This is a genomic window from Mycobacterium shunyiense (genome assembly GCF_058270075.1).
In genome coordinates, this window is record NZ_JBZDPU010000015.1 from 896200 (window position 1) to 917591 (window position 21392).

At 66.8% G+C, this 21392-nt stretch carries 28 protein-coding genes; 7 read left to right on the forward strand and 21 right to left on the reverse strand.

Annotated features, from left to right (window positions below):
* Positions 1-245: 245 nt before the first annotated feature.
* From AC4ELH_RS18615 to AC4ELH_RS18630, 4 genes are all read left to right on the forward strand, one after another.
* On the forward strand, positions 246-1211 hold the full coding sequence (locus AC4ELH_RS18615) for an acyl-ACP desaturase (protein ID WP_463791073.1): 966 nt from the start codon (positions 246-248) through the stop codon (positions 1209-1211).
* Between the two features lie 136 nt (positions 1212-1347).
* Complete coding sequence (mddA, locus tag AC4ELH_RS18620; RefSeq protein WP_498885875.1) at positions 1348-2118, forward strand: methanethiol S-methyltransferase; 771 nt, start codon at positions 1348-1350, stop codon at positions 2116-2118.
* 103 nt (positions 2119-2221) lie between these two features.
* On the forward strand, positions 2222-2356 hold the full coding sequence (locus AC4ELH_RS18625; RefSeq protein ID WP_269085843.1) for a hypothetical protein: 135 nt from the start codon (positions 2222-2224) through the stop codon (positions 2354-2356).
* A 237-nt stretch (positions 2357-2593) separates the two neighbouring features.
* Positions 2594-3265 carry a hypothetical protein gene (locus AC4ELH_RS18630; RefSeq protein WP_498885878.1) on the forward strand — a complete coding sequence of 224 codons (672 nt, stop codon included), beginning with the start codon at positions 2594-2596 and terminating at the stop codon, positions 3263-3265.
* On the opposite strand, the gene AC4ELH_RS18635 is transcribed toward AC4ELH_RS18630, so the two are convergent.
* The 4 genes from AC4ELH_RS18635 to AC4ELH_RS18650 form a co-directional block, all read right to left on the reverse strand.
* On the reverse strand, positions 3222-3665 hold the full coding sequence (locus AC4ELH_RS18635; RefSeq protein WP_498886217.1) for a pyridoxamine 5'-phosphate oxidase family protein: 444 nt from the start codon (positions 3663-3665) through the stop codon (positions 3222-3224). The genes AC4ELH_RS18630 and AC4ELH_RS18635 overlap by 44 nt on opposite strands.
* Positions 3666-3757: 92 nt before the next feature.
* Positions 3758-3952: a hypothetical protein gene (locus AC4ELH_RS18640; RefSeq protein ID WP_064882298.1), complete on the reverse strand. Its 195-nt coding sequence runs from the start codon at positions 3950-3952 to the stop codon at positions 3758-3760.
* A gap of 63 nt (positions 3953-4015) precedes the next feature.
* Entirely contained in the window at positions 4016-4585 is a 570-nt protein-coding gene (locus AC4ELH_RS18645; RefSeq protein ID WP_064882296.1) for a TetR/AcrR family transcriptional regulator, read from the reverse strand.
* A gap of 112 nt (positions 4586-4697) precedes the next feature.
* Positions 4698-5552 carry an oxygenase MpaB family protein gene (locus AC4ELH_RS18650; protein WP_064882294.1) on the reverse strand — a complete coding sequence of 285 codons (855 nt, stop codon included), beginning with the start codon at positions 5550-5552 and terminating at the stop codon, positions 4698-4700.
* Between the two features lie 134 nt (positions 5553-5686).
* Here AC4ELH_RS18650 and AC4ELH_RS18655 point away from each other — a divergent pair, with 134 nt between their 5' ends.
* Positions 5687-6535 carry an alpha/beta hydrolase gene (locus tag AC4ELH_RS18655; protein ID WP_448443782.1) on the forward strand — a complete coding sequence of 283 codons (849 nt, stop codon included), beginning with the start codon at positions 5687-5689 and terminating at the stop codon, positions 6533-6535.
* 16 nt (positions 6536-6551) lie between these two features.
* Here AC4ELH_RS18655 and AC4ELH_RS18660 read toward each other — a convergent pair whose 3' ends face one another.
* The 10 genes from AC4ELH_RS18660 to AC4ELH_RS18705 form a co-directional block, all read right to left on the reverse strand.
* Complete coding sequence (locus tag AC4ELH_RS18660; RefSeq protein WP_064882290.1) at positions 6552-7316, reverse strand: APH(3'') family aminoglycoside O-phosphotransferase; 765 nt, start codon at positions 7314-7316, stop codon at positions 6552-6554.
* A gap of 3 nt (positions 7317-7319) precedes the next feature.
* The gene (locus AC4ELH_RS18665; RefSeq protein ID WP_448443785.1) at positions 7320-7547 is read right to left on the reverse strand and encodes a hypothetical protein; all 228 of its coding nucleotides are present in this window, start codon (positions 7545-7547) and stop codon (positions 7320-7322) included.
* Complete coding sequence (gene mce1N / locus AC4ELH_RS18670) at positions 7544-8029, reverse strand: transport-regulating membrane protein Mce1N (RefSeq protein ID WP_064882286.1); 486 nt, start codon at positions 8027-8029, stop codon at positions 7544-7546. Before mce1N ends, AC4ELH_RS18665 begins: the two co-directional genes overlap by 4 nt.
* Positions 8019-8396, reverse strand: coding sequence for a hypothetical protein (locus tag AC4ELH_RS18675; RefSeq protein ID WP_498885882.1), 378 nt, complete (start codon positions 8394-8396; stop codon positions 8019-8021). Before AC4ELH_RS18675 ends, mce1N begins: the two co-directional genes overlap by 11 nt.
* Positions 8397-8416: 20 nt before the next feature.
* Entirely contained in the window at positions 8417-8851 is a 435-nt protein-coding gene (locus AC4ELH_RS18680; protein WP_064882281.1) for a hypothetical protein, read from the reverse strand.
* Entirely contained in the window at positions 8848-9828 is a 981-nt protein-coding gene (gene hemB, locus AC4ELH_RS18685; protein WP_498885884.1) for a porphobilinogen synthase, read from the reverse strand. The genes AC4ELH_RS18680 and hemB overlap by 4 nt, the downstream gene beginning before the upstream one ends.
* A gap of 80 nt (positions 9829-9908) precedes the next feature.
* The gene (locus AC4ELH_RS18690) at positions 9909-11585 is read right to left on the reverse strand and encodes a bifunctional uroporphyrinogen-III C-methyltransferase/uroporphyrinogen-III synthase (protein ID WP_448443790.1); all 1677 of its coding nucleotides are present in this window, start codon (positions 11583-11585) and stop codon (positions 9909-9911) included.
* Complete coding sequence (gene hemC / locus AC4ELH_RS18695; RefSeq protein WP_498886219.1) at positions 11582-12517, reverse strand: hydroxymethylbilane synthase; 936 nt, start codon at positions 12515-12517, stop codon at positions 11582-11584. The genes AC4ELH_RS18690 and hemC overlap by 4 nt, the downstream gene beginning before the upstream one ends.
* A 24-nt stretch (positions 12518-12541) precedes the next feature.
* Positions 12542-13897, reverse strand: a complete 1356-nt coding sequence (locus AC4ELH_RS18700; RefSeq protein WP_064882275.1) for a glutamyl-tRNA reductase — start codon at positions 13895-13897, stop codon at positions 12542-12544.
* Positions 13898-13949: 52 nt separating this feature from the next.
* Complete coding sequence (locus AC4ELH_RS18705) at positions 13950-14234, reverse strand: glutaredoxin family protein (protein WP_498885887.1); 285 nt, start codon at positions 14232-14234, stop codon at positions 13950-13952.
* A 38-nt stretch (positions 14235-14272) separates the two neighbouring features.
* On the opposite strand from AC4ELH_RS18705, the gene AC4ELH_RS18710 reads away from it, so the two are divergent.
* The gene (locus AC4ELH_RS18710) at positions 14273-15166 is read left to right on the forward strand and encodes an HAD family hydrolase (RefSeq protein WP_064882274.1); all 894 of its coding nucleotides are present in this window, start codon (positions 14273-14275) and stop codon (positions 15164-15166) included.
* A gap of 108 nt (positions 15167-15274) precedes the next feature.
* Positions 15275-15808 carry an FAS1-like dehydratase domain-containing protein gene (locus AC4ELH_RS18715; protein ID WP_064882272.1) on the forward strand — a complete coding sequence of 178 codons (534 nt, stop codon included), beginning with the start codon at positions 15275-15277 and terminating at the stop codon, positions 15806-15808.
* 93 nt (positions 15809-15901) lie between these two features.
* Here AC4ELH_RS18715 and AC4ELH_RS18720 read toward each other — a convergent pair whose 3' ends face one another.
* The 7 genes from AC4ELH_RS18720 to AC4ELH_RS18750 form a co-directional block, all read right to left on the reverse strand.
* Positions 15902-16975, reverse strand: a complete 1074-nt coding sequence (locus tag AC4ELH_RS18720) for a lysophospholipid acyltransferase family protein (RefSeq protein WP_498886221.1) — start codon at positions 16973-16975, stop codon at positions 15902-15904.
* 29 nt (positions 16976-17004) lie between these two features.
* Entirely contained in the window at positions 17005-18141 is a 1137-nt protein-coding gene (locus AC4ELH_RS18725) for an SDR family oxidoreductase (protein ID WP_498885889.1), read from the reverse strand.
* 29 nt (positions 18142-18170) lie between these two features.
* Positions 18171-18272 (reverse strand): 30S ribosomal protein bS22, encoded by a 102-nt coding sequence (locus tag AC4ELH_RS18730; protein ID WP_003402602.1) that lies wholly within the window; start codon positions 18270-18272, stop codon positions 18171-18173.
* A gap of 118 nt (positions 18273-18390) precedes the next feature.
* Complete coding sequence (locus AC4ELH_RS18735; RefSeq protein WP_003882954.1) at positions 18391-18618, reverse strand: cell division/environmental response transcriptional regulator; 228 nt, start codon at positions 18616-18618, stop codon at positions 18391-18393.
* 138 nt (positions 18619-18756) lie between these two features.
* Positions 18757-19617, reverse strand: a complete 861-nt coding sequence (proC, locus tag AC4ELH_RS18740; RefSeq protein ID WP_110777207.1) for a pyrroline-5-carboxylate reductase — start codon at positions 19615-19617, stop codon at positions 18757-18759.
* A gap of 76 nt (positions 19618-19693) precedes the next feature.
* Complete coding sequence (locus AC4ELH_RS18745) at positions 19694-20506, reverse strand: thioesterase family protein (RefSeq protein ID WP_064882269.1); 813 nt, start codon at positions 20504-20506, stop codon at positions 19694-19696.
* A 34-nt stretch (positions 20507-20540) separates the two neighbouring features.
* Positions 20541-21386, reverse strand: coding sequence for a sugar phosphate isomerase/epimerase family protein (locus tag AC4ELH_RS18750; RefSeq protein WP_064882267.1), 846 nt, complete (start codon positions 21384-21386; stop codon positions 20541-20543).
* Positions 21387-21392: the final 6 nt, after the last annotated feature.

Below are 21392 nucleotides of genomic sequence, written 5' to 3' on the forward strand. Positions count from 1 at the left end.
CCCCGGCGAGCTACAAGTTGTGGTATCGGCTCCGCCAGCTAAGGTATCGGAGTCCCGCCACCGAAATGGGGGAGCCGGTGCAACGGGCGGGACAGCCTGTCGATGTCGAGCCCGCACCCCATACGGGTGCATTCACGCGTCGCTGGGATCGACCGAGATCGAAGCTCGGCAACACTGCCGGCCCGATTGCGCGACGAACAACATTCGTACCTGCGCGACGACGGGGCCAAAACTGGAGGGACTCTGTGCAGAGAAATTTGACCGACGACGAGATCCTCAAGGAACTTGAGCCGGTTGCCGAAGAAGGCCTCAATCACCATCTGAAGGTCGCCAAGGAGTGGCATCCGCACGACTACGTTCCGTGGGACCTCGGCCGCAACTTCGCGGCGCTGGGCGGTGAAGACTGGGCACCGGAGCAGTCGGGCCTGTCCGAAGTCGCCAAGGTCGCGATGATCACCAATCTGCTCACCGAGGACAACCTGCCGTCCTACCACCGCGGCGCGGCGAATCACTTCTCACTCGACCGGGCCTGGGGCCATTGGGTCAACCAGTGGACCGCCGAAGAGAACCGCCACGGCATCGTCATCCGCGACTACCTCGTCGTCACCCGTGGAGTGGACCCCGTCGCCCTGGAGCGCATGCGCATGGAACACATGCGCAACGGCTACGACCCCGACGAGGAAGAACGCGAGATTCACGAACCTGGCCCGCTGATGATCGCGGCTTATGCCACCCTGCAGGAACTCGCGACCCGCGTCAGCCACCGCAACACCGGCAAGATTTGCGACGACCCTCTGGCCGAGTCGATGCTGCAGCGCGTCGCGACCGACGAGAACCTGCACATGGTGTTCTACCGCAACGTGTTCTCCGCCGGTTTCGACCTCTCACCCGACCAGGCGATGGAGGCGGTGTGCGCCATCATCGAAGGGTTCCGGATGCCCGGGCGGGGAATGCCCAACTGGCGCCGCAACAGCGTGATCATGGCCAAGCACGGCATCTATGACCTGCGCCAACACCTCGAAGAGGTGGTGATGCCCAACGTCAAGAAATGGCGGATCTTCGAGCGCAACGACGTGAGCGCAGTCGGCGAGAAGCGCCGCGAGCAACTCGCCACCTACCTAGAGGATCTGCAGAAGCAGGTCCTCAGGTTCGAGGAGCAGCGCGACCGCATGCTGGCGCGCGAGGCCGCCAAGGCGGAGCGTTCCGCCTAGACAGACCGGCGAGAGTAGGCGCGGACACTGCCGTAAACCCCTGTTCACCTGGGGATACAAGGTCTACCGTGAATAGGCCACTACTGCGGTACGCAGCAGGGCGCGGCATCTGTCCCATCGGTGGCAGGAGGTCACCATGAAGCGCCTACTCATCATCGGCTACGGCATCGCGAGCTATCTCCTCTTCGTGGTGTCGTTCCTCTACGCGATCGGGTTCATCGGCAATTTCGTGGTGCCGCGCACGGTCGATTCCGGCATCGCCGCCCCCACCGCCGAGGCCGTACTCGTCAACCTGTTGCTGCTGTCGGTGTTCGCCATCCAGCACAGCGTGATGGCCCGTCCGTGGTTCAAGGACCGATGGACGCGGATCGTCCCGCAAGTCATCGAACGCAGCACGTACGTGTTGCTCTCCAGCCTGGCACTGCTCCTCTTGTACTGGCAGTGGCGCACCATGCCCGCGATCGTGTGGGACGTGGAATCCACTGCGGGCCGGGTGATTCTGTGGGCGCTGTTCTGGCTGGGCTGGGCCACGGTGTTCGCCTCGACGTTCATGATCAACCACTTCGACCTGTTCGGGTTACGGCAGGTGTGGCTGAACTGGCGCGGCCGACCGTACAGCGAACTCGGGTTCCAGACGGTGATGTTCTACCGGGTGATCCGGCACCCGATCATGGCCGGGTTCATCATCGCGTTCTGGGCCATCCCGACGATGACCGCGGGCCATCTGTTGTTCGCGGCGGTCAGCACCGCCTACATCCTGGTGGCGATCCAACTCGAAGAGCGCGACCTGGTGGACAACCTGGGTGATCAGTACCGCGACTACCGGCACCGGGTGGCGATGTTGGTTCCCGGTCTGCACCTCGGCCACGACGACCCCACCCCGAAGGTCAGGCACCGGCCCGCATAGCGGTGGCTCAATGGTGTCGACGGTCGAAAACCGCCGACTGGCTTTTAATTTTTTCTGATGTATGGTCGGGCTCAGTGATTGTTTGCGAGTAAAAGGAGCAACGATGGCTGATAAATCCCAAGGTCGCACGCCCAAAAAACCGGCGATGACCATCAAGGAACGGCGAGCAGCAAAACGTGACAAGGCCGCCGAGTCCGGGGAGATCGTTCCAAGAAGGAAGCGCCCCGACCGCGTTTAGCGGCCTGGAGTGCATTTTTTCACGGTTACATGCCGCCGGAGCACCCGGGTGAACGGTTCCCACCCGGGTGGCACGGAAATTGATTCCCGTTGAATTGACATATTGAATCAGGGCATTCGACGCTCCGATCCAATCGGATCCTTAATTTATTTATCGGGGCGGATCATTTGTGCAAAAAAATGGCGGACAGCAGCATGAAAATTTGCGACGGGACTGAGATCGGCGGGTGGAATTGCAGTGGCGGATCGAGAGGCCGCCGGCCCGCAGGTACTGATGCTCGGTTGGCTGACCGACCTCTCCGGCTCTGTCACCGCCTCGCTGAGGCGCGCCGCCATCGCGGTCAAACACGCACATCCGCCGTGTGCCCGGGTGCCGATCCGGACACCTTGGCACACCACCGGTTCGCCCGCACCGCTGCTGAGCGCAGCCGAGATCGACTCGATCGAGTCGGTGATCACGATTTTCGACGGGCGTTCGGTGCGATCCCGGTTCGGCGGGCGCCGAACCATCGCGTGGCACAGGCGATTACGCGCCTGTGAGAACGAAGCGTGCGAGTTGGCGACCGCGACCGCCCTCACGGTGGGGGCGCGTCGGGTCCTGTTGATCTGCGACGCCCGGCGGCTACCTGCTGGCCGCCGGGCGATCGCGCTGCGATGGACCCGTGGCCTGACGCACCGAATCGGCTATGAGTGCCTGGTCAACGGGTTGCCCGAACTCGCGGCCAGCTGTGCGGTGATCAACACCGACGACGATGTCCGCGAGGTCGCCGCAGCTGTCGTGTCGTGGCACACCGGCCATGACGCCGACCGGCAGCGGTGGCCATTGCATCCGGTCGCGCGAAATACGGGCACGCGAGATACCGGCGTCACGCCCGCCAGTTCAGCACCTCACCGGAACCCGCAGTCATGACCGTGCCCGGCATCACCCGCAGCCGGTAAGGAGTCAATCGCCACGCGGCGAACTGATCCGACGACGGCCCGTCGCTCCACTGCGGGATGATGTGCGGGTCATACCCCACCGGCGCCGGTCCGTTCGCGAAACGGTCCCACACCTGCGTGCAGGTCTCGTCGTCGGTGTACCACTCCACCAGGCAGTCCGCTGCACAGGTGTCGTGGTTGGTGGTCCAGTAGCTGACCGAGACGTGCGGATGCACTGCCAGGTGCGCGCGTTTAACCGGAGTGGGCACGGTGGCGACCCAACCGAACAGATCGGTGCCGTCCCACTCCCAGATCGGGTGCAGGATGCGGGTGCGGGGTTGACCGTCGGCGTCGACGGTGGCCACCGAGGCCCACACGATCTGATGGGCCATCGTCACGAAGGCAGGGGCGATCCGGTCCAGCGGGGTAACAGTCACATCGCCACAGTAGGCATGGCACAACCGGCGACGTCGCAGGTTGGTGGTTACTTCTTGCTTTCGGGCTGGCCGTAGATGGGGTTGCCGTCGTCATCGACCCAGTCGTTGACGGCGGTGCCGGACACCGTGCCGTGGCTGCCCGGCAGGGTGACGGTGGGGCGGGAGTCGTCATAGGAGCTCATGACGCGCTCGGCTTCCTTGCGGTTCTCTTCACTGATGGGCGGGGGCTTGTTGGTGGTCATCCGTACCGGCTGCCCGAAAATGTGAGCTACCAAACACTTCGGCGCCCCCGACTTGGTCGCCGATCAGGCTGAAACGGTGCGCAGCGACACCGGCAGACTGGGCAGGAAATGGCGGGTGGCGAACGCCCGGATGTCCTCGGCCGTATCGAGCGGCTCGACGCTGGGCAGCAACAGGACCATCCCGGCGTAACGCAGGATGGTGTCGGCCAGGTCGTTGACCGCCTGCGCACCGATCCGGTCGGCGAACCCGGCCGGGAAGATCACCTTGAGCGCCGCGGCCATCCGTTCGATCGCCGCACCGTAGTGGGTGTGCAGCAGCTCCATGACCAGAGCCGGCTCATCGGCGATCAACTGGTTGAGCACATGGTGGCGCCGGAACCGCAGAATCGAGAGCGTGAACGCCTCGACATAATAATTCGATTGCGGCCCTGCATCTTTCAACTCGTTGGCGATGTCCGCGAACAGCGCGACGTTCTCCCGCTCGATCACCGCCGCCACCAATTCGTCACGATTGGCGAATCGGCGGTAGATCGTGGTGCGGCTGACCCCGGCCCGCCGCGCGACATCGTCGAGCGCGACCCGGCGCAGGCCGTGCCGCTCGAACTCGACGAGGGCCGCGTCCAGGATTGCCACCGTCGCGGGCGACGAATCAGGGCCCGTCGCGGGCGACGAATCAGGGCCCGTCGCGGGCGACGAATCAGGGCCCGTCGCGGGCGACGAATCGGCTCCCGTCGCGGGCGACGAATCAAACCTGGGCATAGCCCTTTTGCGCAAATTTGTTGTAGCGCACGCTCATCGGTAGATGGTCCCACACCCAGTTCACCGGGCGGGTCCGCCAGACGGCGGCGAACCGCTGATAATTGCGTTCCTGACGCTCGCTCCACGGCAGGTCGAGCAGGTCACGGGCGCGCGGCGGCAGGCCCCCCGCGGTCAGGAATGCCGCGACCGGGTCGAACACCGTGGCCACCACGCGCCACGCGGCCGGGTGCACCCCCTTCGGGCAGGGAAAGCCCTTGGTGACATAGCCGACGCCGTAGCGGGCAGATTTGTGCGGGACCGCCACCTCGTTCATCATCCGGTCCCAGTACTGCTCGAATTCGGCGTAGGTGGCCGGCATCGGCCGGTCGCTGACGCCGTAGCGGCGGTACCAGGTCTTGGACTCCAGATAGATCTGTTCCTTCTCGGCGTCGCTGAGCCGTTTGACGAAGGTGTCGGCGAAGTAGAGAACCTGCTCGACGAACGTCGCATGCGCCCAGAAGTACGTGTCGGGATCCAGTGCGTGGTAACGGGACCCGTCCGGCATATCGCCCTTGACGTGGTGGTGGAAGTCGCGGACCTGGGTGCCGGCGTTCTCATCCTCGGTGCCGTACACGGTGCGGAAGATCGGCGGGATGGTGCGCTTGAGCCGCTCGGCGGTGTCGGAGAAGAACGTCGAATGGTCGAGCACGCCCTGGCCCAGTTCGGCCAGCATGTTCTGCAGAACGGCCGGCCGGGGACCGATCAGGTACATCCGGTTGTCGCCGAAGTACTTCCAGACCAGTGATTGCGGCCCGAGAGGCAGGGCGTCGGTCTGCTGGGGCTGCTCGGCCAATTCCGTCATGGACACAGTGTTACAGATTGTGAACTTTGTACCAAGTGCTCTGTGATCGGGCTCACCGAACCGGGTGGGCGGCGTTATCGCGCTGTGGCCGGACCGTGTCATCTGCTGAGACCCATGGTTGGAATGATGCGCAGGTGACCTCGCTGACCCGCCGTGACGCGCTGCGTCTAGGTGTCACCGGCGCGGGTGTCGCGGGACTGATGGCATTGGGCAGCCTGCTCGATCCGCCGACGCCCCGCGCATCTCCGGGCCCCAACCAGACGGCCCCCGCGGGCAGCCCGTTACCGACCCGCGAATCGGGGACGTTCACCTCCGCGGCCCGCGGCGGAGTCGAAACCAACTGGATCATCGCCCGCCCGCCGGGCCAGCACGGCCCATTGCGTCCGGTGATCGCCCTGCACGGGATGGACAACGACGCCGCCGGCGTGATGGACCTGGGCATTCCGGAGGCGCTGGGCCGGCTGACCGCGGCCGGCCGACCGCCGTTCGCAGTGGTCAGTGTCGATGGCGGCAACTCGTTCTGGCGCCGTCGAGCCTCTGGCGGCGACTCCGGGGCAATGGTGCTCAACGAACTGATCCCGATGTTGGGTACCAAGGGCATCGACACCTCGCGAGTGGCCTTCATGGGCTGGTCGATGGGCGGCTACGGCGCCATGCTGTTGGGCGCCAGACTGGGCGCGGCGCGCACCGCGGCGGTCTGCGCGATCAGCCCGGCGCTGTACCTGACGTACTGGGGCGCGCCACCCGACGCCTTCGACAGCCTCGAAGACTGGCAGCAGAACTCGGCACTGAGACTGCTACCGGCGCTGGGGTCGATCCCGCTACGCATCGACTGCGGCACCGGCGACGGGTTCTACGCAGCGACCCGAATGTTCGTCAACCAACTGCCGAGGACCCCGGCCACCGGCTTCTACCCCGGCGGACACGATCAGGAGTTCTGGCGCACGCACTTGTCCGATGAGTTGGCCTGGCTCGATTCCTGAACCGCGCCTTGGGTACTCATCCCCAGGTCAGTGGATCGAGCGCGAGATAGAACCGCAGCCGCTCCGGATCCACCTCCGCCGGGTAGCCCGAGGCCAGTCCCGCCGCGGCTGCCTCGGCGAAACCGGGGAAGGTGTCGGCAGTGTTGGCCAACAGCAGCGCCAGGTCGGCGTGACGATCCGCCAGGCCCAGGCGGCCAAGGTCGACGAAACCCTCGACAGTGAGCCGGTCGGGGTCGATCAGGATGTTCGGCAGGCACAGATCGCCATGGCACACCACCTGATCGTCGGCCTCCTGCCGGCGGCGCAGTTCGGTCTCGCGTTCGACGCGGGCCAGCAGTTCACCGGCTGGGACGTCCCGGTCCTCGTCGCGCAGGAACTCCGGGTCGACCGCGCCCGCGGCGACCACCGAGCGGGCCCGGGACAGCATGTCGTCGAGATCGCGGCGGAAGGGACATTCGGCGGGCGCGATGCCGTGCAGGGTGCGGACCGCCGCCACGATCGAGGGCCAGGCCGTCCGCAGTGCCGTTTCCGTGAGCCGATCGGCTGCGATGCCGCCGACGGCACTGGTGACCAGGACGGCGCCGCCGTCCTCGGTGCTACCCCAATCGATGACCGCAGGCACCGGCAGCCCGCGACCGTGCGCCCACGACACCCGGTCCCGCTCCGCAACCAGATCGGCCACCGCCGCGGCGTCGACCACCTTCGCGTACCGGGAACCGTCCGCGTTCCGGAACACCCCGGCGCCGGATTCACCGCGCGTGACAGGCTGCCAATCGGTCACGGGTCAGCGACGCAACCGCGCGATACCCAACACGGTCAGTACGCCCGCCAGACCGGCGAGCACCAAGGCCAGCACCAGCATCGGCGCCGAATAGCTGATCGCGGTGGTCGGGGGCTCACCGTCGAGCACGGGCGCCACCTGGATCGTGGTCGACGCCGCGATCCAGCTCAGCACACAACCCACCGCGGCAACGGCAGCCACCACGAACTCCAGCATGGCTCGGCGTTTCACGGCATGCGCTCCTCGACCAGCGGGGTCAGCGCCTCACGCAGCTTCCGGTGCTTGCGCGCCCAGGCCTGGGCGCCGCGGTTACCGGTGAGCTTCAGCCCGATACCGGTCCGGCCGCGCGGCACCCCGCTGAGCTCGCCGAGGGCACGGTCGGACTGCCATTTCGGCGACTCCGAGCCCGATGCCTCCGGGTAGATCGACACGATCTCGTCGAGCTTGATGGTCTCCGCGCCCTGACGCAGCGTTTGGGCGGTCAACTCGACCGAGGTGTGGATGCGCGCCGCCTTGATCTGGATGGCCACGAACACCGACACCAGCACCAGGAACACGATCGGGATCCACAGGTCCTGGCCGTAGCCACCGGTCATCTGCAGAATCGCCATGCCGATCCCGGCGAACGGTCCGAGCAGGAGCCAGCCCCAACTGGCGCCCTGCTCGTAGAACAGCACTTCAGAGGCAACCTTGTTCACCGGTTCACTCTCCATGGTCACCCCTCCGCAATGGCAGCGCGCTCACGCCGGTTCCCACGATGAGCGGGAGCAGCGCGACCAGCACGAGAACGTTGAGGCCGGTCAACAGCACCAGGACCACGATAGCCAGCGACAATGCCACCGCCGCGCGCCGGTGGCGATCATCTGAGCGGCTGCGGCCCGCCAGGAAAGCCATACCGAGGCCCGCCAGCACGGTGAGTGCTCCGATCCCCCGGTACAACATCGTGTTCACGCCGGGCGGGATGCTCGCCGAAACCGCGAGCATGCCGCCGGCGATCAACAACACCGAGCCGACCAACCAGCAGCCGAATCCGATGGTCGCGCGGCGCGACGGGGAGGAGTGCGATGACGGCGAAGACATTGTCGGGAAGCGTAGCGAAATCAGCGGGTGAAGAAGCCGTCGGCGTCCTTGCGGTGCAGCAGGTACAGGCCACCCGCGATCAGCACCGACCCCACGATCGCGGTGACCGCGTATCCCATCGCCGCCGCATCCTGGCGTTCGCCGGTCAACAGGCTGCTGATCGCGTGCAGTACCGAGACGATTCCCCCACTGGTCAACAGCGTGCGGGCCCAGCGATATCCCTGCCGCATCAGCATCAGGAAGGCCACCACGATCGACGACAGCACCACCACGAACATCACCGAGAAGACGACCGTCATGGACCGTTGCACACCAGTGCCGGATCCGGTCAACGCGTCGATCAGATACCCGACCACCATCAGCACCAGTGCGGCAGTCCACAGCCAGAATCCGGTGTCGACGTCGTCGGGACGACCGGTCGGGCTCGGTTCCTGTTCGGTCCCCGGATCGGTCACGCGAGCCAGCCGGCCACGTCGGCCGCCCAATAGGTCAGCACGATGTCGGCCCCGGCTCGCCGGATTCCGGTCAACGACTCCAGTGCAGCGGCCTGCAGGTCGATCCAGCCGTTGGCCGCAGCGGCGCAGATCATCGAGTACTCCCCCGAAATCTGGTATGCGGCAACGGGTACCGGTGAAATGTCAGCGGCGGCGCGCACCACATCCAGGTAACTCATCGCCGGCTTGACCATCACGATGTCGGCGCCCTCGTCGATGTCGAGTTCGACCTCGTGCACGGCTTCGCGGATATTGCCCGGATCCTGTTGGTAGGTACGCCGATCCCCGACCAGGCTGGACGACACCGCTTCGCGGAACGGGCCGTAGAACGCCGAGGCGAACTTGGCCGCATAGGCCAGGATGGCCACATCGGCGTGCCCGGCCGCATCGAGACCGTCGCGGATGGCGGCCACCTGACCGTCCATCATTCCGCTGGGGCCCACCACGTGTGCACCCGATTCCGCTTGTGCCACCGCAAGTTCCACATAGCGCAGGTTGGTCGCGTCATTATCGACCCGACCCGCGGCATCGAGCACGCCACAGTGCCCGTGGTCGGTGAACTCGTCCAGGCAGGTGTCGGCCATCAGGACGGTCGCGTCACCCAGATCCTTGGCCAGGTCCCGCAACGCCACGTTGAGGATGCCGCCCGGATCGACGCCGACGGCACCGGTCGGATCCTTGTCCTCGTCACGGGGCACTCCGAACAGCATCAGACCACCCACGCCGGCCGCCACCGCATCGGCGGCCGCCTGGCGCAACGAATCCCTGGTGTGCTGCACCACGCCGGGCATCGAGGAGATCGGGCGCGGCTCATCGATCCCGTCGGCGACGAACATCGGCAGCACCAGATGCCGTGGCTCCAAAGAGGTTTGAGCCACCAGTCGACGCATCGCCGGCGTGGACCGCAGCCGGCGCGGACGATGCCTGGGGTAACCCATTACGCCTCTCCCATCCTCGAAACGGCATTCCAGCAGGAAAAGTTCGAGTACGGCCCTGCCGGAATGCGGTTTCGGCGAAACTAGCGCCTACGGCTCTTCTTGCGCGGCGGGGGCAGCGCCCCCTCGGCCCGCAGTCGAGCGGCGTGCTCGGCAAGCGCATCGACCAGCGGTCCCACCGCGGCCGACTCGGGCTGCACATCCACCCGCAGGCCGAATTCCGCTGCGGTTTCAGCAGTTTTGGGTCCGATGCAGGCCACGATGGTCCGGGCGTGCGGCTTGCCGGCGATACCGACAAGGTTGCGCACCGTGGAGCTCGAGGTGAAGCAGACCGCGTCGAAGCCGCCGGTCTTGATCATCTCGCGGGTCTGCGCCGGCGGCGGAGCCGCACGCACGGTGCGGTAGGCCGTGACGTCCTCGATCTCCCAGCCGCGCTCACGCAGGCCCTCGGCCAGCGTCTCGGTGGCGATGTCGGCGCGGGGCAGCAGCACCCGGTTCACCGGGTCGAAAACCTCGTCGAACGGCGGGAACTCGTCGAGCAGGCCCAGCGAGGACTGCTCACCCGACGGCACCAGCTCAGGATTGATGCCGAAGGCCCGGACCTTGTCGGCGGTCGCCTGTCCGACACACGCGATCTTCACGCCGGAGAACGCCCGCGCGTCCAGGCCGAACTCGTTGAACTTCTCCCAAACCGCACGCACGGCGTTGGTCGAGGTGAACACCACCCACTGGAACCGGCCGTCGACCAGGCCCTTGACCGCACGCTCCATCTGCGCGGGGCTGCGCGGCGGCTCGACGGCGATGGTCGGGACCTCGATCGGCAGGGCGCCGTGGCCCACGAGCCGGTCGCTCATCTCCCCGGCCTGGTCCTTGGTGCGCGGCACCAGCACGGTCCAGCCGTACAGGGCGCGGCTCTCCCACCAGTTCAGCTTGGCGCGGTTGGCCACGGTCTTGCCGATGGTGACGACCAGCGGACCGGTCAGAGGCCCGGCCAGCTCGCTTCCGGCCGGCTTCTCCAGCACGGCCTTGTCGAGCAGGCCACCGAGCGTGGTTTCCACCGAGCGCTGCTGGCAGGTGGTGCCGCTCGCGGTCACCACTGCCGGGGTGCCGTCGACCAGGCCCTGCTCGATCAGGGTGCGGGCGGCATCCGGCAGGTGCGACGCGGTCGCGTGCAAGATCAGCGGCCCGGGCGCGGCGGCCAGCGCCGCCCAGTCCACGTCACCGCGGACATCGGCCACGGTGTGCGCCGACCCCAGCGGCAGGCCCGCGTAGGTGGGCACCGCGCTGGTGGCGGGCAGACCGGGGACGATCTCGAAGTTCATGTGGGACTTGGCCAGCGCACCGATCTCGGTGATGACGGCGTCCACGGACAGCGGGTCACCGGAGACCAGGCGGACCACGTCGTAGCCGTGGCGGGCCTCGGCGATCAGCGTCTTGGCCACCTCGGCAGGGTCACCGAGAGCGGGGCGGACCTCGGGCCCACCCGCGATGATGGCGGCTTGCGCCGTGTCGGGGGTTCCGGCGGCATCCTCACCGGCGGCGGCGGCCTTGGCCGGCTCGGCCGGGGCCGGGCCGGATGCCGGCGGCAGCTCGGTGCCGATCAGCGCCAGCACAGCTTCGGGGACGTCGGGATCGGTGAACACCAACTCGGCGTGCGCCAGTACAGTTTGCGCCCGTGCCGTCAGCAGCCCCGGATCTCCCGGGCCCGAGCCCACAAATGTGATGCGGCCGGGCTTCGCCTTGCGACCTCGCATGGTCATTCTTCACTCCCGCGCTCTACCAACAGCTCGCGTGCACCCAACTCGAAAAGCTCCGCAGCCACCGAGACACCCAAGTCAGCGGCCCGATCGGGAGTTCCGATGCCGGACGCACGGATCACGTCGGATCCGTCCAGCGTCGCCACGCAGCCGCGCAACGACACCTCTTCGAAGACATTGCCGTCCTCATCGATGGACTCGACCACTTCTGCGATCGCTCCCACCGGTGCGGAACAGCCCGCCTCCAGTTCGGCGAGCAGGGTCCGTTCGGCGATGACCGCGGCGCGCGTGTCGGCGTCATCCAACACCGACAGCACCGAAATCAGCTCGGTGTCGCCGGAGCGGCATTCCACCGCGAGCGCACCTTGAGCCGGCGCTGGCAACATCTGCACCGGCTCGAGCGACTCCGTGACTTGATCGAGACGTCCGATACGGGCCAGACCCGCTCGGGCGACCACGATGGCGTCGAGATCGCCGCTCGTAACCCTGTTCAACCTGGTATCTAGGTTGCCTCGTAGGGGGCGGATTTCCAAACCGAGACCCAGTGCTCTAAGCTGCGCGGCCCGTCGCGCACTCGACGTGCCGATCACGGACCCCGCCGGCAACTCCCCGAGCACCAATCCGTCACGCGCCACCAGCGCGTCACGAGGGTCCTCACGGCGCGGGACGGCGGCGATCACGAACCGATCGTCACGGGCGGTGGGCAAATCTTTGTAGGAGTGAACGGCCATGTCCACCCGGCCGTCGTCGATCGCCTCCCGCAGTGCCGCGGTGAAGACCCCGACGCCGATGTCGGCGATGGGACCCTGGTTGCGGTCGCCCTCGGTCGAGATGATCACCAACTCGCAGGGGTGGCCTGCGGCCCGTAAAGCGTCCCTGATGGTGCCGGCCTGCGTGGTCGCCAGCAGGCTACCCCGGGTGCCGATCCGGATCACCGTATCGCGCGTTTCTACCAAGCTCTACTCAGACTTATCGAGATCTGTTGTCATAAAGGGCAATTCGCTGGCCGCCACAGCTTCGACGGCTTGCGGATCGAGTTCGAACAGCTCCCGCAGAGCCTCTGCGTAGCTGTCCCCGCCAGGCGCGCTGGCGAGTTGTTTCACCCGCACCGTGGGTGCGTGCAAAAGCTTGTCGACGACACGGCGGACCGTCTTGGCCACCTCGTCGCGGTGCGCTGCCTCCAGTTCGGGCAGCCGGTTGTCCAGGCGCAACAACTCGGCCTCGACCACGTCGGCGGCGCGTTGCCGCAGCGCGGTGACGGTCGGGGTGACCTCGGCCATCCGCTGGCCGGCGAGGTAGTTGGCAACCTCGGTGGCAACGATCGTGCGGGCCGCATCGGCGTCGGTGGCCGCGGCCCGCGCCGACGGCTCCCGCTGAATCCGGTCCATGTCGACAACCCAGACACCGGGCAGCCCGGACACCGCCGGATCCACGTCGCGGGGCATGCCGAGGTCACAGATGACCAGCTGCCGATCGCCGGCGGCGGCGTCGCGCTGCGCCAGGGCGTGGTGCACGTCGGCGAGGGAGACCACCGGGCGTACCGCCCCGGTGCTGCTGACCACGACATCGGAATCGGCCAACGCTTCCGGGAGCTGGTCCAGGCAGAATGCCTGTGCCTGCACGCCCTGCTCGGTGAGGTTCGCCGCGAGGCGCTGGGCCCGCGGAAGCGAGCGGTTCACCACATTGACCCGTTCGATCCCGGCCCGCACCAGGTGCGCACCGGCCAGGGCGCCCATCGAGCCCGCGCCGATCACCGCTGCGCTGCGGCCGGCGAGACCGCCATTGAGCTTGGTTTCGGCCATCCCGAGAGCCACCGAGACCACCGAGGCTCCCGCGGCGTCGATCCCGGTCTCGGAATGCACCCGCTTGCCGACGTTGAGGGCCCGCTGGGCCAGCTCGTGCAGGGTGCGCCCGACGGTCTGGTGTTCCTCGGCCGTCGCGTAGGCGCGACGCACCTGGCCCAGCACCTGGGCTTCACCGATGACGGCCGAGTCCAGGCCGCTGGTCACCGCGAACAAGTGCTCGACGGCGGCCTCGGCGTACCGGACGTAGGCGTATTTGGTGAGATCGTTCAGCGACATGCCGGAGTGATCGGAGAGCACCTGCCCGATGATCGACAGGCCGCCGTGGAAGGCCTCGACCACGGCGTATACCTCGACGCGGTTGCAGGTGGACAGAACCATGGCCTCGGTGACCAACGAGGATCGGAGGACCTCGTCGATGATCTTGGCCTGATCGGATTCGTCAGTGCTCAACTGCTCGAGAACGGACACCGGCGCGCTGCGGTGCGAAACCCCGAATAGCAGCACACTCACGGCTTCATCACCACGTCACCAAGGTAATCGTTTCCGGCCCGCCCACCAAATTTCATCTGGTGGGAAGGTCAGCCCTTAGCGCCTGCTCGTCGACCTCCCAATAGCTGTGCTGGGCCCCGTTCAGCAAAATCACCGGCAACAGATCGCCGTAGCGGGCCCGCAGGGTGGTGTCGCCCGCATCGGCGGCAACGTCCACGTCCGTGGTCACCAGCTCGAAGTCCAGTTCTTCATGCAATGCGGCCAGCTCCTGCGCCGCCCGCGCACACATGCTGCAGCCCGCCCGGGTCAGCAACGTCACAGTGGCTCCACCGCCGGTACCCGCCTGCTCACCCTCCACAGCGCCAGTATCCCGGCCCGGTGACTTAGGGTGAAAACGTGCCCGAATCCGGTAGTGCCGATGCGCTCGAACAGGAGCTTGCCGCCGAGGCCAGCGCCGAACTCGCAGTAACCGAACTCGAGTCCGACACCGACCCCACCGGGACGCCGGCGCCGCCGCCCGATCTGACGGCCGCGGCGTTCTTCGACGTCGACAACACCCTGGTGCACGGATCGTCGCTGGTGCACTTCGCCCGTGGCCTGGCCGCCCGCAAGTACTTCACCTACCGCGACATCCTCGGCATCGTCTACGCCCAGGCCAAGTTCCAGTTCACCGGCAAGGAGAACAGCGATGACGTCGCCGAGGGCAAGCAGAAGGCCCTGGCGTTCATCGAGGGCCGCTCCACCGCCGAGCTCGTCGAGCTGGGCGAGGAGATCTACGACGAGATCATCGCCGACAAGATCTGGCCGGGAACCCGGGCGCTTGCCCAGATGCACCTGGACGCCGGGCAGCAGGTGTGGCTCGTCACCGCAACGCCCTACGAGTTGGCCGCCACGATCGCCAAGCGTCTGGGGTTGACGGGCGCGCTGGGGACGGTCGCCGAATCGGTCGACGGGGTGTTCACCGGCCGGCTGGTCGGCGACATCCTGCACGGCACCGGCAAGGCTCACGCGGTGCGGTCCCTGGCCATCCGGGAAGGGCTCAACCTGCGCCGGTGTACCGCCTATTCGGACAGCTTCAACGACGTGCCGATGCTGTCGCTGGTCGGTACCGCGGTGGCCATCAACCCCGACGCCGCGCTGCGCGATGTGGCCAGGGAACGCGGCTGGGAGATCCGCGACTTCCGCACCGCACGGAAGGCGGCGCGCATCGGGGTGCCGTCGGCGTTGGCACTCGGCGCGCTGGGCGGTGCGCTGGCCGCCGCCGCCTCCCGCCGCCACGACATTCGCTGAGCCGCCGGGCCGCGTTGGTAAGATTCCGCCTCGGGTCGCGCCACGCGGGCCCCACAGCATGCCCGTTTCGTGCGCACCGCGCACCGCAGACCGAACAGCGCAGGGAATATGAGCATCGCCGCAAACATCATCGGGACGCACTACCGGTACCCCGACTACTTCGAGGTCGGCCGGGAGAAGGTCCGTGAGTTCGCCCGCGCGGTCAAGGACGACCATCCCGCGCTCTATGACGCCGAGGCGGCCAAGGAATTCGGCCACGACTCCGTGGTGGCGTCGGTGACGTTCCTCGCGGTGGCCGGTCGACGGGTCCAGCTCGAGCTGTTCGACAAGTTCGACATCCCGATCAATCTGGAGCGCGTGCTGCACCGCGACCAGAAGCTGATCTTCCACCGGCCGATCATGGTCGGCGACAAGTTGTGGTTCGACTCGTACCTGGACTCGGTCATCGAGTCGCACGGCACGGTGATCGCCGAGGTCCGGGCCGAGGTCACCGACGACGACGGCAACCCGGTTGCCACGAGCATCGTCACCATGCTCGGTGAGGCGGCCATCGACGAGGCCGACGAGATCAGTTCACAGATCGCCGCCGCGCGCGACGCCGCGATCGCCAAGATGGTTGCTGGGCAAAAGTCCGGCGCCTGATTTTCGTTTGCGCGAGCAGACAAAAACTGCCCACTTCCGCAAGGAAGTGGGCAGTTTTGTTACCGGTCGCGGTGAAGAGGCGAGGCGAAAAGGTCAGCCGAAGAACATGTTTCGACGACCGGCCAGCAGTTGGTACAGCGTGTGCTGGATGGTCTCGCGGACCTGATCGGTCAGCTCGAAGGTGACCATCGGATCGTCGGCGGCGCTCTCGTCGTAGTCGGTCGTCTCGATCGGCTCACCGAACTGGATGTGCCACTTCGACGGCAACGGCACCAGGCCGAGCGGGCCGGCCAACGGGAACAGCGGGGTCACCGGGAAGTACGGCAGACCGAGCAACCGAGCCAGCAGCTTGACGTCGGCCATCATCGGGTAGATCTCCTCCGAGCCCACGATCGAGCACGGCACGATCGGCGCTTGGGCCCGCAGAGCTGCGGAAACGAAGCCGCCGCGGCCGAACCGCTGCAGCTTGTAGCGATCCTTGAAGTTCTTGCCCAGCCCCTTGAAGCCTTCGGGGAACACGGCGGTGAGCTCGCCGTTGGCCAGCAGCCGGTGCGCGTCGGCGGTGCAGGCCATGGTGTGCCCGGCCTTGCGTGCGGCGGCACCGACCATCGGCAGATCGAACACCAGATCCGCCGCGAGCAGACGCAGATCGCGGTTGAGCGGGTGGTGGTCGTGCACCGCGACCTGGGTCATCAGCCCGTCGAAGGGCAGCACCCCGGCATGGTTGGCCACCACGAGTGCGGCGCCACTCTCGGGCAGGTTCTCGATACCGGAAACCTCGACCCGGAACCAGGACCGGAAAAACGTTCTCAGCAAAGGCAAAAAGATTGCATTGGTGATGTGTGGGTCGAACCCGAACTCGTCCACCGTGTACTCACCGGTCATCCGGGTGCGGACGAACTCCGCGACCGCCGCTATGCCCTTGACGAGTTCGCTGGGGCCTTCGTCGGCGGTGGACTGACCCGAGGCACTGCTGCGCCGCTGATCGATCTCACGCACCACCGCGGCGATCTGCTCGGCCGAGGCGCGGCTTCCCGGATCAGCGAGGACGGATGGATGTCGACGGGCGCTGTCGGACCGTGCCGCCGCCCGGCGCGCAGCAGCCGAACGGTTCGAGTTCCCATGTAGCGGAATGACTTTCGCTTTGGATTCGGCCGCCACGTCGATACCTTCTCCCACCCCGGATAGAGCCAGTACTAATATCCCAAACGCTGCGCCACCCCCACGGCGCGACTCTCCATTGAGCGTACCCATCGCGGATCGAGTATCGGTGTCAATCCACGACCACGGACGTAGTCGTCGAATGCCTCGGCGGTCGTCCACTTGGGACTGTAGCCCAGATCCCTGTGCATTCGCGTAGTGTCCATGACCCTGCCGTAGCTCAGATAGTTCATCTGATCGGGGTCGAGTTCGGTGTAACGCGTTGCGCGACTGAGCGAATTGATCGCCGACAACGCCCCGCGCGGCACCGGGAGCCGAACCCGTCCCGAACGCCGGATCGCCTGGCTCATCATGATGATGCCCGAGGCGCCGATGTTGAACGTGCCACCTCTGCCGGCCATCGATGCACGTTCCAGTGCGCCGAGGGCGTCCTGTTCGTGCAGTAGTTGCAGCCGTGCGTCGTGCCCGACGACCGACGGGACCACCGGCCCGGCCAGATACCGCGAGAGTGCGGTGTCCATCGCCGGACCGATCATGTTGGCCAGCCGCAGGATCGTCAGATCGATGTCCGGACGGCGCCGGGCGAGACCGCGCGCATAGCCCTCGATGTCGATGCTGTCGCGGGCGAACCCGTCACCCGGCGGACGACGAGCACTGCTCTCCTCGCTGAACATCACCGGATCGCGCGAGCTCGCTCCATACACCTCGGAGGTGGACTTGAGCACGACCCGACGAACCGACGGTGCCTTCTGACAGGCGGCGAACAGCTGGATCGCGCCCATCACGTTGAGTTCCTTCAACGTGGCGCGACCCCCGGAGCGCGGAGCGTAGGACGCCGCCGCGGCATGCACGACGGTGTCCACGTTCCCGTTACGGATCACCTTGGCGATGAACGGGTTGCGGATGTCGGCGCGGACGAACTCGGCCCGCCCCATCCGCCGCATCATGTCCTTGCTCGGCACCACCGCGTCAACGGCGATGACATGCTCGATCGCCGGGTTCTGCGCCAGCCTGGCGGTCAGATAACCACCGAGGAACCGGCACGCACCCGTGACCAGAACGACTTTCGGAGAGGGAGCCGTACCGGCGGACTTTGCTCCGCCGGACGAATCCGCATCAGAAGACCCGGGGACTCCCGTCGGGCGTCCCCCCGAACGACCATCAGAATCCATCGGCTCAGCCTAGCGGCCGCAGCGGAAAGCTACTTGCCGAGTTTTCTACGCTGCACCCGGGTACGGCGAAGCAGCTTGCGGTGCTTCTTCTTCGACATACGCTTACGCCGCTTCTTGATGACTGAGCCCATAAAGTCTGGTGTCTCCGCTACTCACGCTGGATGGTTGACCCGGTCACTTTACCCGGGCCTACCACCGAAACGGAAAACGCCAGCCTGCTCACTGCGCCCAGACCGCTGCGGTGTGTGCCTATCCGGCGTCGAAGTACGAAGACTCCAGCAGATCGTGGACTGCCTTGGCGTGGACCCGGAACGATCGGCCCACTCGAACCGCAGGCAGTTCACCGTTGTGCACCAACCGGTACACCGTCATCTTCGAGACCCTCATCAAGCTCGCCACTTCGGCGACTGTCAGAAATTGAGCCCGAGGCTGACCGTCGCCAGCATCCCGCGCCGATGGCCCGTTCATAGACGTCATCGCAACCCAATCAATCAGGCACAGGCAGTTCCAGCGGCTTCCCCACCGCTGGCACCGACCCGCGCATACAAAGGGAGAATAGCGTGGCGGGTGGGGTTACTGCGACGGGTGTGGGCTAATCAGTTGGAATTAATCTAATTACTCAGATGTAATTCCGAGCTGCTCAGAGCGCGTTTTCGCGGCCAGAACGGCGTTGGAAACCGCACCACGCAGTCCCCCGCGCTCCAGTTCCCGCAGCCCAGCGGCGGTGGTGCCGGCCGGCGAGGTCACCATTGCCCGCAGTCGCGCGGGCGTCGTGTCCAGCGCAGCGCCGCCGGCCGCGTTCACCTCATCGAGACGTTCGAGCAGCATTGCCGCCGAGCCCGCCATCGTCTGGACCGCCAGATCGGTGGCCACCGCGCGCGACAGACCCGATTCCACGCCCGCATCGACGAGAGCCTCGACCATCAGGAAGAAGTACGCCGGCCCCGACCCGGACACCGCAGTCACCGCGTCCAGCTGCGACTCGTTCACCGTGAGCACGCCGCCGACCGCATCGAAGATCGACGAGACCTCTTTGAGCTGCTCGGCGGTCGCAAACCGGCCCGCCGCCAGGGCGCTCACCCCACCTCCGACCACGATCGGCGAGTTCGGCATCACCCGGATCACCGGCGACCCGGCCGGCAGCTTGTTCTCGTAGTACGACGTGCTGACACCGGCCGCGATGCTGACGAACACCTGCTCGGCGGTGTCGGAATCGGCGCGAGCCGCCGCATCGGCGATCTCGTCGATCGCGCTCGCGACATCGGTCGGCTTGACCGCAATCACCACATAGGCGGCGTTGTCGGCGGCATCGGCGACAGAGGTCACCAGCACCGAGTACTTCTCCGACAGGTACTTGGCCCGGTCCGGGTACTTCTCCGCGACCACCAGGTCCTTGACCTGCCTACCAGCCCGTAACAGCCCCGACAGCAGCGCCTCGCCCATGCTTCCGCCGCCGATGATCGCGATTCTCGACATGCGCGACAGCATCCCATGACGGGCGCACGGCCACATGGACGCCTCCGGCGTCAGGGCCGCATGATTCGCCTCCGGCTCAGCCCGACGCCGGCACCATCGCCAGCTGACGCGTCTGCACGATGATCCGGCCCTCACAGTCGACGACGATGTGGTCCTCGTCGAACCAGTCCTGGCCGATCTGTACCGAGGTACACATCACGCGCAGCCATCCGTCGGCCGGTAAGGCCCGCAGATAGGCCGTCAGCTGGACCGTGGGCGCCCAACCGGTCCGTTCCACGGCGAATGTCACCGGAGCCGACACATCGCCGCACAGGAGCGCGAACAGGACGTCGGGAGCGACACCCTTCGGCCGCACCCAGTACTCGAAAACCGGCGGCCCGCCGTCGGTGCGCGGCCCCATGGTGTGCAGCGCCGGGCGGATGTCACAGCCGTGCGCCAGGTGCACGACATGCTCCATCGGATGCCCCGGCCCGATCGGCTCCAGCCCGGGCGGCGGTTCGGGCGTCATCAGCGGCACCACGGGGTTGAACGACAGCAGCGGCGGCACATGATGCTCGGGTTCGCCCAGTGTCACCGCCACCGTCACCGCCGTGCGCTCGCCCTGCCGGAGTTCCACGTCGACCAGACCGATCCGGCGGCCCCGCTTGCGGACCGTCGTCACCACCTGCATCGGACCGGGATCCGGCGCCCACAGGTAGTTTCCCGAGACCGCGAGGGGTTGCGCGGAGGTGCCCAACTCGGTGCGCGCCGCGTTGGCACACAACGCGAGCATCGCGCCGCCGTGCACCTTGGGCCCGATCGTCCAGTGCTCGTTGAGCTCACCGTGATAGACGCCGTCGCCGGCCGGCGTCAACGCCATGGCATCGGTGAACAGGGTCGAGCCAGTCATATGCGGTCCTCTGCGGGGTTCGGCGGGATCGGGTTCAGCGCAACAGGTGTGTGCGGGCGAATTGCAGCGACTCGGTCAGCAGCGCGTCGCGTTCGGCGGCCGTCTTGGCCGCCGACGTGGTGACCTCCAGGACGACGTGGCCGGCGAAATCGCTTGCCGCCAGCATCTGGCACACCTCGGCGGTCGGCTGCGTACCGCGGCCCGGAACCAGATGCTCGTCGGTGGAGGCGCCCTTCCCGTCGCACAGATGCAGGTGCACCAGGCCGTCGCCCATGCGCCGGGCCATGTCCAAGGCGTCGGTGCCTGCGGTCGCGGTGTGGCTCAGATCGAGTGTGTAGTGCGCGTGATTGCCGTCCAGCGGGTCGTAGGACGGCGCAAAGGCGGAGATGCCGGGGCCCGGCCGGCCGCCGCGCTTGCGCATCCGCTCCACGGACGTGCCACCCGCCCCGAAGAACCGGTCGGCCCGGAACGGGAACATGTTCTCCACCGCCACCAGGACCTCGCTGTCGGCCTCCAGTTGGGCGACCTGGTCGCTGAACCCCTCGGCATAGCGTCGCTGCCAACGAAACGGCGGATGCACGACGACGGTCTGCGCGCCCAGTTGTTCGGCGGCCCGCACGCTGCGTTCCAGCTTCGGGATCGGGTTCGCGCCCCACACCCGCTGCGAGATCAGCAGACACGGCGCATGTACCGACAACACCGGCACGCCGTAATGGGCGGACATCTTCGCGACGACATCGATGTCCTGGCTGACCGATTCCGCCCACACCATCAGCTCGACACCGTCGTAACCGAGACGGGCGGCGTACTCGAACGCAGCCTCCGTCCTCAGCGGATAGACCGAGGCGGTGGACAGACCGATCTTGATGGCTGGGCGCACAACCCA